The 13,169-nt window shown below is 45.1% G+C and carries 11 protein-coding genes; 5 read left to right on the top strand and 6 right to left on the bottom strand.

The window, feature by feature from the left end; all coding sequences use genetic code 11:
* Nucleotides 1-10: 10 nt before the first annotated feature.
* The 3 genes from npr to rnk all read left to right on the top strand — a co-directional run bounded on the left by npr (nucleotide 11) and on the right by rnk (nucleotide 2,606).
* Entirely contained in the window at nucleotides 11-283 is a 273-nt protein-coding gene (gene npr / locus AAC855_RS10960; RefSeq protein ID WP_340609613.1) for a PTS phosphocarrier protein NPr, read from the top strand.
* A gap of 495 nt (nucleotides 284-778) precedes the next feature.
* Complete coding sequence (alr, locus tag AAC855_RS10955) at nucleotides 779-2,011, top strand: alanine racemase (protein WP_340609612.1); 1,233 nt, start codon at nucleotides 779-781, stop codon at nucleotides 2,009-2,011.
* 184 nt (nucleotides 2,012-2,195) lie between these two features.
* Nucleotides 2,196-2,606 (top strand): nucleoside diphosphate kinase regulator, encoded by a 411-nt coding sequence (gene rnk / locus AAC855_RS10950; protein ID WP_340609611.1) that lies wholly within the window; start codon nucleotides 2,196-2,198, stop codon nucleotides 2,604-2,606.
* 50 nt (nucleotides 2,607-2,656) lie between these two features.
* On the opposite strand, the gene pmbA is transcribed toward rnk, so the two are convergent.
* A complete protein-coding gene (gene pmbA / locus AAC855_RS10945) occupies nucleotides 2,657-4,000 on the bottom strand; it encodes a metalloprotease PmbA (RefSeq protein WP_340609610.1) in 1,344 nt (447 codons plus the stop codon).
* Between the two features lie 339 nt (nucleotides 4,001-4,339).
* Here pmbA and yjgA point away from each other — a divergent pair, with 339 nt between their 5' ends.
* Complete coding sequence (gene yjgA, locus AAC855_RS10940; RefSeq protein ID WP_340609608.1) at nucleotides 4,340-4,876, top strand: ribosome biogenesis factor YjgA; 537 nt, start codon at nucleotides 4,340-4,342, stop codon at nucleotides 4,874-4,876.
* A gap of 173 nt (nucleotides 4,877-5,049) precedes the next feature.
* The gene (locus tag AAC855_RS10935; protein WP_340609606.1) at nucleotides 5,050-6,003 is read left to right on the top strand and encodes a D-2-hydroxyacid dehydrogenase family protein; all 954 of its coding nucleotides are present in this window, start codon (nucleotides 5,050-5,052) and stop codon (nucleotides 6,001-6,003) included.
* A 204-nt stretch (nucleotides 6,004-6,207) separates the two neighbouring features.
* On the opposite strand, the gene AAC855_RS10930 is transcribed toward AAC855_RS10935, so the two are convergent.
* Genes AAC855_RS10930 through yhdP form a run of 5 tightly spaced genes read right to left on the bottom strand, consistent with a single transcriptional unit; the run spans nucleotide 6,208 to nucleotide 13,137 of the window.
* Nucleotides 6,208-6,477: a barstar family protein gene (locus tag AAC855_RS10930; protein WP_340609604.1), complete on the bottom strand. Its 270-nt coding sequence runs from the start codon at nucleotides 6,475-6,477 to the stop codon at nucleotides 6,208-6,210.
* Nucleotides 6,478-6,481: 4 nt separating this feature from the next.
* The gene (locus AAC855_RS10925) at nucleotides 6,482-6,952 is read right to left on the bottom strand and encodes a ribonuclease domain-containing protein (protein ID WP_340609603.1); all 471 of its coding nucleotides are present in this window, start codon (nucleotides 6,950-6,952) and stop codon (nucleotides 6,482-6,484) included.
* 43 nt (nucleotides 6,953-6,995) lie between these two features.
* Nucleotides 6,996-8,441, bottom strand: coding sequence for a metalloprotease TldD (gene tldD, locus AAC855_RS10920; protein WP_340609602.1), 1,446 nt, complete (start codon nucleotides 8,439-8,441; stop codon nucleotides 6,996-6,998).
* A gap of 5 nt (nucleotides 8,442-8,446) precedes the next feature.
* Nucleotides 8,447-9,307, bottom strand: a complete 861-nt coding sequence (nit1, locus tag AAC855_RS10915; RefSeq protein ID WP_340609600.1) for a deaminated glutathione amidase — start codon at nucleotides 9,305-9,307, stop codon at nucleotides 8,447-8,449.
* Nucleotides 9,304-13,137: an AsmA2 domain-containing protein YhdP gene (gene yhdP, locus AAC855_RS10910; protein WP_340609599.1), complete on the bottom strand. Its 3,834-nt coding sequence runs from the start codon at nucleotides 13,135-13,137 to the stop codon at nucleotides 9,304-9,306. Before yhdP ends, nit1 begins: the two co-directional genes overlap by 4 nt.
* Nucleotides 13,138-13,169: the final 32 nt, after the last annotated feature.

Below are 13,169 nucleotides of genomic sequence, written 5' to 3'. Positions count from 1 at the left end.
CGAGCCGGTCATGACAGTTAAACAGAGTGTTGAGATTAAAAACCGGCTCGGTATGCATGCCCGGCCAGCCATGAAGCTATATGACCTCGTGCAGCAGTTTCAGTCTCAAGTCATTCTGCGCAACAGCAACAATGTTCAGGCTGAAGCTCACAGCGTCATAGCCATGCTGATGCTGGATTCCGAACAGGGCAGTTACATTGAAGTTGAAGCAACCGGAATTGATGAACAACAAGCTTTATCAGCAATTATAGCGTTATTCAATTCCGGTTTTGACGAAGAATAAACTTACACGATTTTGCCTGTTTGTAGCACAGATCCACTATTACACTTTTCTCTATTTTCTCCTCCCTTTCTCATTCAGTGAATAACACCTGACTCTCTTTATTTTTCTCTTAATACTGCTTGCTAAATAGTTTTTCAAAATGATAGGAGTATCCCTTACAACGCGGGGTAAGGGATACCGCATGCGGATACTCTCACTATTATGAAAAGGTATATAGTCTGTAATAACAGCAACAAAAGCCATATTTAAAACCAACAAAAGATAAAATAACCTTCATATATTCTAATTATAAATTTATGAGCAAAGATGTATTGAGAAGTTTTTTTAATTATATAAGTTAAACATCTCGACTATTTATAAATAGTCATCAGGTAACAATAAATGTTACCTATCAATAATTTAACCCCATGAAATCAGTTTGGAAAAAACTTATCATTAACGAGCTTTTATACACAAAGAATTATACGTACAGTTCATAAACTGGAGATTTACTTCATGCGTTTTAATAAGACCACATTAGCTATCTTTCTTGGATTGACTTTATGTCAGGGCGCAGCTCAGGCAGCACCAGTGCTTTCTTTAGATAATACGCAGGCAGAACGTATTGCTGCTCACAACAATGCCTGGGTGGAAATCAACACCACCACTTTCGAAAATAATATCCAAACACTGAAAGAAACCCTGAACAAAGACACCAAAATATGTGCAATTCTGAAAGGTGATGCTTATGGTTATGGTCTTGGTCTGCTGATGCCATCAATCATTAAAACCGGAGTACCTTGTGTTGGGATCACCAGTAACGAAGAAGCCCGTATCGTGCGTGATAGCGGCTTTACCGGCCAACTGGTACGTGTCCGTGCAGCAATGGCGGATGAAGTTGAAAGTACACTGAGCTATGACATGGAAGAGATGGTTGGCGATCTGGAAAGCGCCAAAGCGATTGATGCCATAGCTAAAAAACACGGTAAAGAGATCAAGGTTCATTTAGCACTGAACACCGGTTTGATGAGCCGTAATGGGCTGGAAATGAAAACCGAACAGGGCAAACAGGAAGCACTGCAAATTGCTAAGCTGCCTAACCTGAAATTGGTTGGCATCATGAGCCACCATGCTCTCACTGACCTGAATGTGATCCGCGAAAGTATCAAAAACTTCAACGAACAAACGGCTTGGTTGATTAAAGCAGCAAACCTGAAAAGAGATGAAATCACTCTGCACGCATCCAGCTCTTTTGCCTCTCTGAGCCTACCTGAAGCCCAGTTTGATATGGCTCGCGTTGGCAGCGCACTGTACGGCATCTTGCAAGCCAGCCATCCTGAATTCAAACCTCTGATTCAGGTAAAAACCCGCGTTGCCTCTGTTAAACCCTACCCTAAAGGCAATGGTGTCAGTTACGACAACACTCACATCCTGAAACGTGATTCTATCCTTGCTAACCTGCCGGTCGGTTTCTCTGATGGTTTCAGCACTGCTATGTCAAACAAGGCCTATGTGCTGATTAACGGTCATCGTGCTCCGGTTGTCGGTCGCGTTTCCATGAACACCGTGATGATTGATGTGACCGATCTGCCTGAAGTTAAAAGTGGCGATGAAGTCGTGATTTTGGGTAAACAAGGTAACGAAGAAATTACTCAGGCTGACATTCAGGAATGGAGCGGAATGCACATTGTTGAACTGACTTCCATCTTTGGCGAAACCAACCCGAAGATCACCGTTACAGGCCTATAATTTATAATCTGTCATAATATCTGGCTGAACCTTGTTTCATTAGCAGCACCAAACAGTTCGTGATCATGATCTCTTTATTTTCATGACAGAACAGCCTAATATCACTTTAATCACATTGAAAATAACACCCCCCTCCTTGCGTTGCGGGGTGTTATTTTGTATTGAGCCTAATTTGGAGCGTGGTATGAAAAAACCAAAAATCATTATTAATGAATTAGATGCAGAACGTTTAGATTCTCTGTTGGAACAAGCCGCATTTGCCAATACCAGCATCGCAGATGCACTGAACGATGAACTGGACAGAGCGGAAATCTTACCGCCGGCAGAAATCCCTGCAGATATTGTGACTATGAACAGTGAAATTAAATTCATTGATTTTAGCAATAATGAGGAACGCATCCGTACTCTCGTTTATCCGGCATCGCTGAAAGACAGCACAAAACAGCTATCCGTCATGGCACCTTTAGGCGCTGCGCTTTTAGGATTGCAGGTCGGTGACGAAATCACATGGGAATTGCCGAATGGTGAAAAAACCCGGATAAAAGTACTAGAAATACTTTATCAACCCGAAGCAGCGGGTGAATATCACCGTTAACTCACAGCCAGCCCAGTAGACCAGACTGGCTGTTGTTGATTGAGTATCCCTTATTGACCGGCGATACTCATTTCCGGCAACAAGACTGAACCACACTGAATGTTACTGCGTGTTTCGATATCATTACCGATTGTTACCATGTTTGCCCACATATCTTTCAGGTTGCCTGCAATGGTTATCTCACTGACGGGATATTGAATTTCGCCATTTTCGACCCAAAAACCGGCAGCACCACGAGAATAATCTCCTGTTATTGCACTGACACCCTGTCCCATCAGTTCCGTCACCACCAGACCCGTGCCCATTTCCCGCAACAGCCCATCAAAACCCAGCCCCTGACCTTCGATATGCCAGTTATGAATTCCACCTGCATGACCCGTACTGGTCAAACCCAGTTTGCGGGCAGAGTATGAGGTCATCAGCCATGACTGTAATACACCGTCTTTAATAATTTCACGTGGCAGTGTGCGTACGCCTTCGCTGTCAAAAGGTGTTGAAGCCAGACCTCTCAATAAATGAGGCTGCTCCTCAATTGTCAGCCACGAAGGCAGGATTTGTTTACCCAGACTGTCCAACAGGAAGGAGGATTTACGATAGATGCTGCTGCCACTGATCGCTCCAACCAAATGACCAAACAGACCGGTAGCCACTTCTGCGGAAAAGATCACAGGCGCTTTCATCGTTGAAAGCTTACGTGCCCCTAAACGAGACAATGTACGCTGCGCACTCTCCTGACCAACCCACTCTGGTGACTGTAATTCATCAAAGCGACGGTTCACGGTATAAGCATAATCGCGCTCCATATTGCCGTCTTGTTCTGCAATCACACAGCTTGATGTGGAATAGCGGCTTGAGCAGTAGCTCTGCAACATACCATGACTATTACCAAAGACACGGATACCATAGTGAGCATTAAAGCTGCCGCCTTCGGTATTAGTAATACGCTGATCGGCCTGTAGTGCCGCTTGTTCTGCACGGGCTGCCAGTTCAATCGCCTTATCAGCATCCAAATCAGCAGTGTGGAACAAATCCAGATCAGGGGCTTCAAACGCTAATAATTCTTTGTCTGCCGGGCCGGCACAAGGATCAGGCGAAGTATAACGGGCAATATCAATAGCCGCCTGAACAGTACGAGCAATAGCTTCCGGGCTTAAATCGGTAGAAGATGCGCTGCCTTTGCGTTGCTGGTTATAAACCGTGATCCCCAATGCCCCATCACTGTTAAACTCTACATTCTCGACTTCACTGAAACGGGTACTAACGCTGATCCCCGTTGTTTTATTGACCGCAACTTCTGCGGCATCGCAACCTGCTTTCGCTAATTCCAGAGCGTGGGAAACAGCCTCTTCCAGTTGCTTACGCTGCTCTGTAATTTGTTGATTGGTAACTATCATTAATTAACCATAACCATTTAAATTAAAAGGGAATTTATCAGGAAAAGTGCTATATTCCGGCTTTCAGTATTAATGCCGAGTGGTAATCAGGCAATTTTCCCAGTTACAATACACCATATTATATACCCTATGGATTTCGAGTTGCATCGCGACGGCAAGAGAGTCAATCCCTGAGAACATAGATAACCGTATGTTTATCAAAGCGGTTACCTAAGTGAGCGAGCGCAGCCAACAAAGAGGCAACTTGAAAGACGACGGGTATAGGATGTTAACACCCACCGGGAAATTGGTCATGTTCCAAAATGCACCTTATCCGGCCTTTTTAGAAGGAAAACAATTATGGCAAAGCAGCCTGAAGATTGGCTCGACAATTATCCTGCTGAAGAGGAAGAAGAAGAGATAATCTGGGTCAGTAAAAGTGAAATCAAGCGGGATGCGGAAGAGCTTAAAAAGCTGGGAGCAGAACTGGTTGAACTGAGCAAAAGCGAACTGGAACGCATCCCGTTGGATGAAGATTTGCTGGCCGCTATTGAGCTGGCACAGAGAATCAAACGCGAAGGCCGTCGTCGCCAGCTACAATTGATAGGTAAATTATTGCGTGCCCGCGATCCAGAACCAATTACTATTGCATTGGATAAACTGAAAAACCGGCATAACCAGCAGATTGTAATCCTGCACAAATTGGAAGAACTGCGGGATAAATTACTGGAAAGTGACAATGCCCTTGAAGAAGTTGTGACACTCTATCCGCATACAGATCGCCAGCAACTACGGACGCTGGTACGTAATGCCAAAAAAGAGAAAGCAGCGAACAAACCACCAAAATCCTACCGACAGATTTTTCAGTACCTGAAAGAATTATCTGGAACAGTATGATATTCAGACCGCCATTTCTTAAAGAAATGGCGGTAACTGTCTTTTCTCTTGTCCCGCCATCATATTAAAACTGCTTAATTTAACACTTCCGTTTAAATATTACGAAAATGTAACAAAAATGAGATAACCTTAATTGTTTTTCATTATCTGAACTTGCATAAAGGATATTTCACATGCCTCTCGTTGTTATTCCAGATGATTATCAAGCTGCAACAAAACAGATTCAGGCTTTATATCAAAACCGTGATTTTGACGTTGTCAGCCTCGGTGCAGTGGATCGCGACCCGAAAGCCAGTGAGTTACTCTCTAAGGCTGATGCACTGATCTTGATCCGTGAAAGAACAATTATTGATGAGCAGTTCTTATCTAAAACCCCTAACTTAAGACTGATCAGCCAAACAGGAAAGGTGGCTTACAATATCGATCTGGATTTATGTAAACAGAAGGGCATTGCTGTCGTAGAGGGTGCCGGTTCTCCTGTTGCCGCAGCCGAGTTAACTTGGTTGTTAATTCAAAGTTCCATCCGCAAATTCGTCGCTTTAGTGGAGTCGATGAAAAAAGGTCAATGGCAAACCGAACTGGGCGATACCGTCGCTGAAAAAACGCTTGGTATTCTCGGGTATGGAAATATTGGCCAAAGAGTTGCCAGATATGCTCGCGCATTTGATATGAAGGTTCAGGTGTGGGGTTCAGAGCGCTCACAGGAAAAAGCCCGTCAGGATGGTCTGATTGTTCCTCATTCACGGGAAGATTTCTTTAAAACATCGGATGTGATTACTCTGCATCAGCGTCTGGTTAAAGAGACGACAGGTAATGTCACACTTACTGATCTGACACATATGAAAAACAGTGCGGTCTTCGTCAATACAGCAAGATCAGCACTGATAGAAGCAGGCGCTCTTGAGAAAGCGCTTGATCTGGGTACGCCGGGTTTTGCTGCATTGGATGTTTTTGATGTTGAACCGATTTGGAATGCCGACCACGCATTATTAAAACGAGATAATGTCCTGTGCAGTCCGCACATAGGTTATGTCACAAAAAGCTGCTATGACATCTATTTTGACAGTGCATTTAAGAATATTGAGCGTTATTTTTCTGGCGATGAAAGCCATGTTGTAAATAAATAACCGCTGGCTCTATATAGAAACACCGCCACATTTCAGCCAATATTTCAGTCAATGTAGCGGTGTAATATACACAATGGATTTCAAGGTGCGTCGCGGCGGCAAGGGAGAGAATCCCCAGAAGCATAGATAACTATGTGACTGGGGTGAGTGAGTGCAGCCAACAAAGAGGCAACTTGAAAGACGAAGTGTATAAGAAGGGAAAAGTTAATTCATCACATCAAACTTGAGTTCCCCTTCCAGCTCTTCTTCGGCTTCCTCAAATAAAAGCACCAGCGCTGCAAAATGCGGCTTTTTCTGCACATCCAGATGGATAAAGGTAATATCAACAGGCAACTCAATTTCACTGGTTACCACATCCCAGAGCGCATCCAGATTAGCCCCAAAATCATCGCTAAGATCGAAACGCTCCCTGAACTGATTATAAAAAGTGGTTAAATCAGGGATATGGTTAAAATCGAATTCCACTTTTTTCATATTATCATTCCAGCCTTGTGAAATGGTTATAATGATCAAGCGTCAGATAGATCAGCCCATCGTTAGAATAAAGTAATCGGTCACTACCCCGACTCCCACAGCGATAATTCACATCTGCTTCAAACCACTGGCGTCCGGCTTCATCTGGCAGACTATGCTCACGGTTGGTGAACCTGTCCCCACCAATGGCTTTTCCCGGTACGGCTTCACATAAATTACCTTTACGCGGTTCCCAGCCAAGACGACGGGCTTGTTTCTTCGTAATGTAATAATCAGGTAATTTGTGATGCTGTTTCAGATAATTCGCAACCCGATGCTGTTCAGTCAGAACATCAATATGCGGAGTGGCTGTCTCTTCTGCTACCACCGTATTTTTCGGTGTTTTCCCGCTACCAGATAACCCCGTGTCTTTCAAAAAGACAATAGAGATAACCGCCAGAAGCAGAAATACACCTGCCAGTGCGCTCTTTTTCATAATGACCTCTTGCACTTAATGGATCAAATCACGCCAAAAAGTGTCAAGCTGTTCCGCCTACGGTCAGGTTATCCAGTTTCAATGTAGGCTGCCCAACTCCCACGGGAACACTTTGACCCTCTTTACCACAGACACCAACACCTTTATCAAGGGCTAAATCATTACCAACCATGGAAATCTGCTGCATCGCCTCAATACCGGAGCCAATCAGCGTTGCGCCTTTTACCGGTTTGGTGATCCTACCGTTTTCAATCAAATATGCTTCTGATGTCGAGAATACAAACTTACCTGATGTGATATCCACCTGACCACCGCCAAAATTCGGTGCGTACAGACCACGATCAACGCTGGAAATAATTTCTTCTGGTGTAGAGTTACCTGCCAGCATGTAGGTATTAGTCATACGTGGCATAGGCAAATGGGCATAAGATTCACGGCGACCGTTCCCTGTCGGAGCAACCCCCATCAAACGTGCATTAAGTTTGTCCTGCATGTAACCTTTCAAAATGCCGTTCTCAATCAGAACATTGTATTGTCCCGGAACCCCTTCATCATCAATAGATAATGAACCCCGACGGCCTTCAATCGTGCCATCATCAACCACAGTACATAGTTCGGAAGCAACTTTCTGCCCAATCTGGCCAGAGAAAACAGATGTGCCACGGCGGTTAAAATCACCTTCCAGACCATGACCAACGGCTTCATGCAGTAAAACGCCCGGCCAGCCTGCTCCCAGTACAACCGGCATCGCGCCCGCTGGAGCGGCGACTGCTGAAAGGCTCACTAATGCCATACGAACAGCTTCACGGGCAAATTGTTCTGCCAGCGTCTGCCCATCAGTGTCTTGCAGGAAATATTCATAACCATAACGGGCACCACCACCACTGGAACCACGCTCGCGTTTACCATCTTCTTCAACTAATACGCTGACCGAAAGACGTACCAGCGGACGGATATCAGCGGCCAGCGTGCCATCTGTCGCAGCAACCAGTACCTGCTCATAAACACCACTCAGGCTGGCATTCACTTCCTGTACTCGTGGGTCTTCCGCACGGGCAATTTTATCAACATGATGCAACAGAGCGATTTTCTCTTCCCTGCTCATGCTTTGCAGCGGATCCACTGCCGGATACAAAACGTTATGTGTCACTGCTCCCAGTGTATGGGCAGTGCCATTTCCTATTTCTCTTACAATACTGCGCGCTGCCTGTGCACTTTGTTGTAAAGCATTCAGGGTGATCTGATCAGCATAGGCAAAACCGGTTTTCTCGCCGCTAACAGCCCGGACACCGACTCCCTGATCAATATTATAGGAGCCATCTTTGATGATACGATCTTCCAATACCCACGTTTCATGGTAGCTGGACTGGAAATAGAGATCAGCATAATCAAGGCGGCGTTCTGCCAATTGACCCAATACGGAAAATAAGTCGTTATGATTCAGTCCATTGTCAGTCAGTAAATGTTCACTGACATAAGTTAAACTCATAGTGTTTACTCTTTATCTAAATTTGTATTCTTTTTTATCAAAGAAGTCAGTTGCGGACGGAAGCGATTATGTTTCACCACTCTGATTTGTTCACGCATGTGAGTCAGGCTGTCTCGCCGGATATTGAGCTGTAGTGCACAGACACTCAGAGGATTTTTCTTAATGATTTCCCCCCAGCCACTCACCGCCATTGTATGCCCCCACGTTCTGCGGGTGCCGTGCACACCGACCTGTGCAGGAGCCAGTATAATACATTGATTCTCAATTGCGCGGGCACGCAAAAGTGGCTCCCAGTGCGCTTTACCTGTCAGTCTGGTAAAAGCGGCTGGCACAGAAATCAGTTCAGCGCCCTGTTCCCTCAGTGCCTGAAACAAGCCGGGGAAACGCAGATCATAACAGATAGTCATCCCCAGACGACCGACAGGTGTATCAACAACCGTAATGTGTTCCCCACGCTGATAAATGGAAGATTCGTTATAAGAACCGTGTTCATCCTTGATATTGACATCAAACATGTGGATCTTGTCATAACGGGCGCGGATTTCTCCCTGATCATCAAATAATAAGCTACTGCTGGTAATACGGCTCGGATCTTCCCGGCTGATCATCGGCATTGAGCCAATCAGTAACCAGATACCATAATGCTGTGCCAGTTCACGCACAGCCTGCTGTAAGGGGCCTGTTCCCTGTTCTTCTGCATGTTCGCGATAAGCATCAGCATCTGCAAACAGCAAGGCGTTCTCCGGGGTCAGAACCAGCTTTACAGTGTTAGGCAATTGCTTAATTTGCTGTTCAATTTGCGCTAAATTATGTTTGATGTTTGTACCACTGCATAGTTGTAAGAGTGCAACATTGACGTTTCTCATGACCCTTTATTCTCCTTAAGCTGACGTAAGACTTCATCAATTTTAGGTTGTTCCAGACTGCCGGTTATTCGATAGCGAATGACTGAGATCTTGCTCCATAACGGGCCTAACACTTTCGCTGCTGCAAAAACAGCAGCACCTGCCATAGGGTTAATCGCAAAAGCGGTTGCCACACCGACTGTGGCTGAAATTTCCGGGGTGATCACCAACTCCATATTAAGCTGACGCTGAATAAAGTTTATCTGACCTTTTGCATCGATATCAGCTTCCAGCCCATCAATATGGAAGTTATCCGTAGACATAACCCCATTTTTTAGCTGTGCATCGCCACGCATAGAATCAAAGTTAAAATCATCACTGAATGTGTCACTGAAATCCAACTGTAATTTACGCAATAATGCATCAAAACTGACCAGCCTCAACAGTTGTCCTGCTCTGCCCGCGCCCAGTTTAGCTATTGTGCCTTTCCCCAGTGTCCCTGTCAGGCGGCCATTGAGCGTTTTAATATCAGGCTGCCACGGCGTATCCTTCCAGTTAAGATCAAAATCAAACTTAAATGGGGCACCGGTAATGGGAATAATGAACCCAACATACGCCGCCATATCATCTAAACTTCCCCCGGATATTTGTCCCTTAGCCCGAGTATAGTTTCCCTCATTACTTTCACTCCAATGACCGGATAATGTCAATTTACCCGCGCTATTTTCTACCCGGCCATCAGTCAGAACCAATGAGTTGCCTTTCGGTTTTACCGTTCCTGACACTTTTCCGATTTTTAATCCGGCCAACCAGCATTCATTACATCTCACATTAAGTGTTGGCCAATGACTCAAATCATATTTTGGCGTATCCGCTACGGTTGAAGCCGACGAGTTGTCATCATTGGCAGCACTGTCCGGGAACACCGGATTATAATAGAGATAATTAAGCGCGCCCTGCCATATCCTATCCGAATAAATCCGCAAATCGCCGTCAATTTCTTCTCCGATCGCATTAATATGCAAACTATCAGATTGTTTGCTGGCACTCAGTATAAGATTATGCCAACGCTGCCCGCCGATATTCAAAGAAGGTATTGTAATTTCAAATAACGCCGGCCACCTGAAAGCACTATCCGTTCCGGGTTTTGTTTCCAATGTGCCAAGCAGTGCCAGCCATTTATCCCCCTCAATATCAGGCAAATTCAGTTCGAGCATTGATTTTTCAGGCAACGCGGGAATGCCATTCTTATCTGTGGTCAGAATACCCCGCTGTAAATGGGTATAACCTTTATCCAGTAACCACTGGCTATTGAATTTATATCTGTTCCCTAATGAACCGGTAAGCCTAAGCTGATTATCATCCCCTTTGGCCTGAATATTGATATTATCCCATTCTTGAAAAGAGGCTGTTTTCAGCCCGTCTAACGTGCTGTTGATATGTGACAAATCCGCGTTTATTGCAACCTGATATTGCGCTCCCTGCTGTGATAACTCATGTTGCAGGCCCTTACCTTCTGAGGGAAGGGTAATATTCACTTTTCCCTGCCAATTGAGCTGCCCTGATAACTGTCTGCGTATTTCTGCCGGTAATTCCGGTAGTGTTGCCACAGGCCAGCCAGCATTCAGGTCAACATTAACCTGATAATGCTGCGTTAAATCCTGCGTCGTAAATCGTAATGACAGAGGGTTACCAAACCAGTTAGTGGAAAGGCTATCACTTTGCAAGTTGCCGTTATCAAAGCGGAACTTGCCACTGAGATGTTTCATTCTACTGTTCAGAGGCTGAATAAAGAGTTCAGTATCTTTCAGCACCACCTCACCACGAGCATCCGTTGTGCCCTCTTCCAGATGTATATCCAGATGAAGCCTGCCATCAACCTTACCGCTAAGTTGTAAATTATCCAGCGCACTTCCGACAGTTTCGGATAATGAACTCTGATGAAAATAGTCGTGAATATCTTCCCCGTCTCCGGAGATGTCAGCATCAATGAAGAGTTTTTCTTTATCGTAATCAGCGATCACAGCAGAGACCCGGGAAGCATCGACTTTACCCAGTTTCGCTTTATCTGCCTGTATCCATAATCCATTATTGCGGAAATTCAAATCAGCATTCAGGTCAAACAGAGCTGGCCAATCTGGTTGGTACTGAAATGTTGCATTACGCAGGGGAACCCACACCTGAAATTGGCCATTGTTATGCCTGAATGGAAAGTCATGAGGATTACCCTGAAAAATCAGCGTAGCATTATCGACTTTCCCTTTAATTAACGCTGTCGTCAGATAATCTGTCAGTGATTTTCCCATCAGGGTTTGGGGAAAATAGCGCCATGCTTCGCCTGCATCATCGAGACGGATCCCTGCCAGCATTTCCAGCTTAGGTGGCTTATTCCGGCGTTCTGTATAATTGAAATCGCCGTTTACCCATAATGACTTGGCCTGCAAATCCAGCCCCTGACTCCATATTTTCAAACCATCCTGATCATTTTTCCATTCGATTTTCCCTGCCCCACTGGCAATATCAAAGGGTGCCTGAAACATTTGCCGGTAATCAATGAAGCTGTTTTTCAACTCAAATATGACGTTTCCTTGCTGCTTATTTCCCGCCAATATGCCACTAAAATCATTCACGGAAGGCAGATCTTTCCAGCGAGTCCAACTGACATCCTGCCATTTGACAGCAATATCCATGCTATCGGCCAGTTCAGGTGTGATATCAAGGGCAAAGCTGTGAATTAGCCCTTTTGGCTGACGATGCTGCCAGTCATTGACGATTTCAGGAGTCACAGGCGATATAAGCGGCAACATGCCACTCAGCCGTTCCAGTTGAATATTTTCAGCCCGAATACGCCAGTGATCTTTGTCCTGATATTTATTCGCCTTCGTGATATATAAGGCTGCAATACGACCTGCAAGCCACTGCTGACCATTAGTTTTCAGGCTTTCCAGATTTGGGATATCGAACAGCCAGCCTTCTCCCTGACGACGCATTTGCAAAAGGAGATCATGCACGGTGAGTTGATGTTTCTTCTCCCCCACATGCCAGTTGGCTTGCCCATTCCTGAGTTGTAAATGCCCGCTCTCAATTCTCCCGTTTTTCAGGGTAATCCAGTTAGACAGACTGAAACGGGCATTTTCCAAGCCAGTGCTGTCTTTTAACCATCGGCTGAGCCACAACCGCATATCAATATCATCAGCCTGTAGATAGAGAGTGCCGCTATCTAAAACATGATTAATATCTTTCAGGTCAAACTTAATCTGTACAACACCTTCCTGCCCATTAATCGAAGACAGGTTAATATGCCCCTGAGCGCGATGGCGATTGTCTTTATTCAGCCATGCCAGCTGTGGCAACAATAACCTGACTTTTTCTCCCGATGGCGTTGGAAAAGTCAGGCTGCTGTCATATAAATCGAAATAATTAAAACGTTCGAGAAACAGGGAAGATAGTTTGTCCGGTTTGGGTAACTGATGTTCACTTTCGCCATCAAACAGTGGCTTATCATAATCCACCTGAAGCTGGTAAAAAGAGAGGTCACGGAAATGCCAGCGCCGCTGTAATAATGAGCGCCAGATATCCAGAGAAAGCGTCACTTTTTTGGCTTTTATATCAGTTTCTTCGGTTGTTGCATGAATATCCCGGACTTCCAGTTGTGGGCCAAAGGACTCCCAGCGACCACTGATATAGCCTATATTGACGGAAACATCGGTCAAAACTGAAATCTGGCGCGCCAATTGCTGGCGATAATCATTGATATGAGGCAGGAAAAAACGTAACCCGCTGACAAACAAAGCCACAATGATAATGATTATTGCGGCTGTCGCTAATAATATCCCGAGCAGTCGCTTCACTCATTTCTCCTTGATTGTCAGCACACTATTTA

Origin of the sequence: Xenorhabdus bharatensis (assembly GCF_037996705.1) — a bacterium.
Taxonomy (GTDB): Bacteria; Pseudomonadota; Gammaproteobacteria; order Enterobacterales; family Enterobacteriaceae; genus Xenorhabdus; species Xenorhabdus bharatensis.
The sequence above is the reverse complement of the archived record's forward strand: the minus strand, read 5'-3'. Positions and strand labels throughout refer to the sequence as shown.

Coding starts and splice junctions, on each gene's coding strand:
- npr (WP_340609613.1), top strand. CDS start 11: ATGACAGTTAAACAGAGTGTTGAGATTAAAAACCGGCTCGGTATGCAT.
- AAC855_RS10930 (WP_340609604.1), bottom strand. CDS start 6,477: ATGAAAAAAGTGGAATTCGATTTTAACCATATCCCTGATTTAACCACT.
- tldD (WP_340609602.1), bottom strand. CDS start 8,441: ATGAGTTTAACTTATGTCAGTGAACATTTACTGACTGACAATGGACTG.
- yjgA (WP_340609608.1), top strand. CDS start 4,340: ATGGCAAAGCAGCCTGAAGATTGGCTCGACAATTATCCTGCTGAAGAG.
- AAC855_RS10935 (WP_340609606.1), top strand. CDS start 5,050: ATGCCTCTCGTTGTTATTCCAGATGATTATCAAGCTGCAACAAAACAG.
- nit1 (WP_340609600.1), bottom strand. CDS start 9,307: ATGAGAAACGTCAATGTTGCACTCTTACAACTATGCAGTGGTACAAAC.
- pmbA (WP_340609610.1), bottom strand. CDS start 4,000: ATGATAGTTACCAATCAACAAATTACAGAGCAGCGTAAGCAACTGGAA.
- AAC855_RS10925 (WP_340609603.1), bottom strand. CDS start 6,952: ATGAAAAAGAGCGCACTGGCAGGTGTATTTCTGCTTCTGGCGGTTATC.
- alr (WP_340609612.1), top strand. CDS start 779: ATGCGTTTTAATAAGACCACATTAGCTATCTTTCTTGGATTGACTTTA.
- rnk (WP_340609611.1), top strand. CDS start 2,196: ATGAAAAAACCAAAAATCATTATTAATGAATTAGATGCAGAACGTTTA.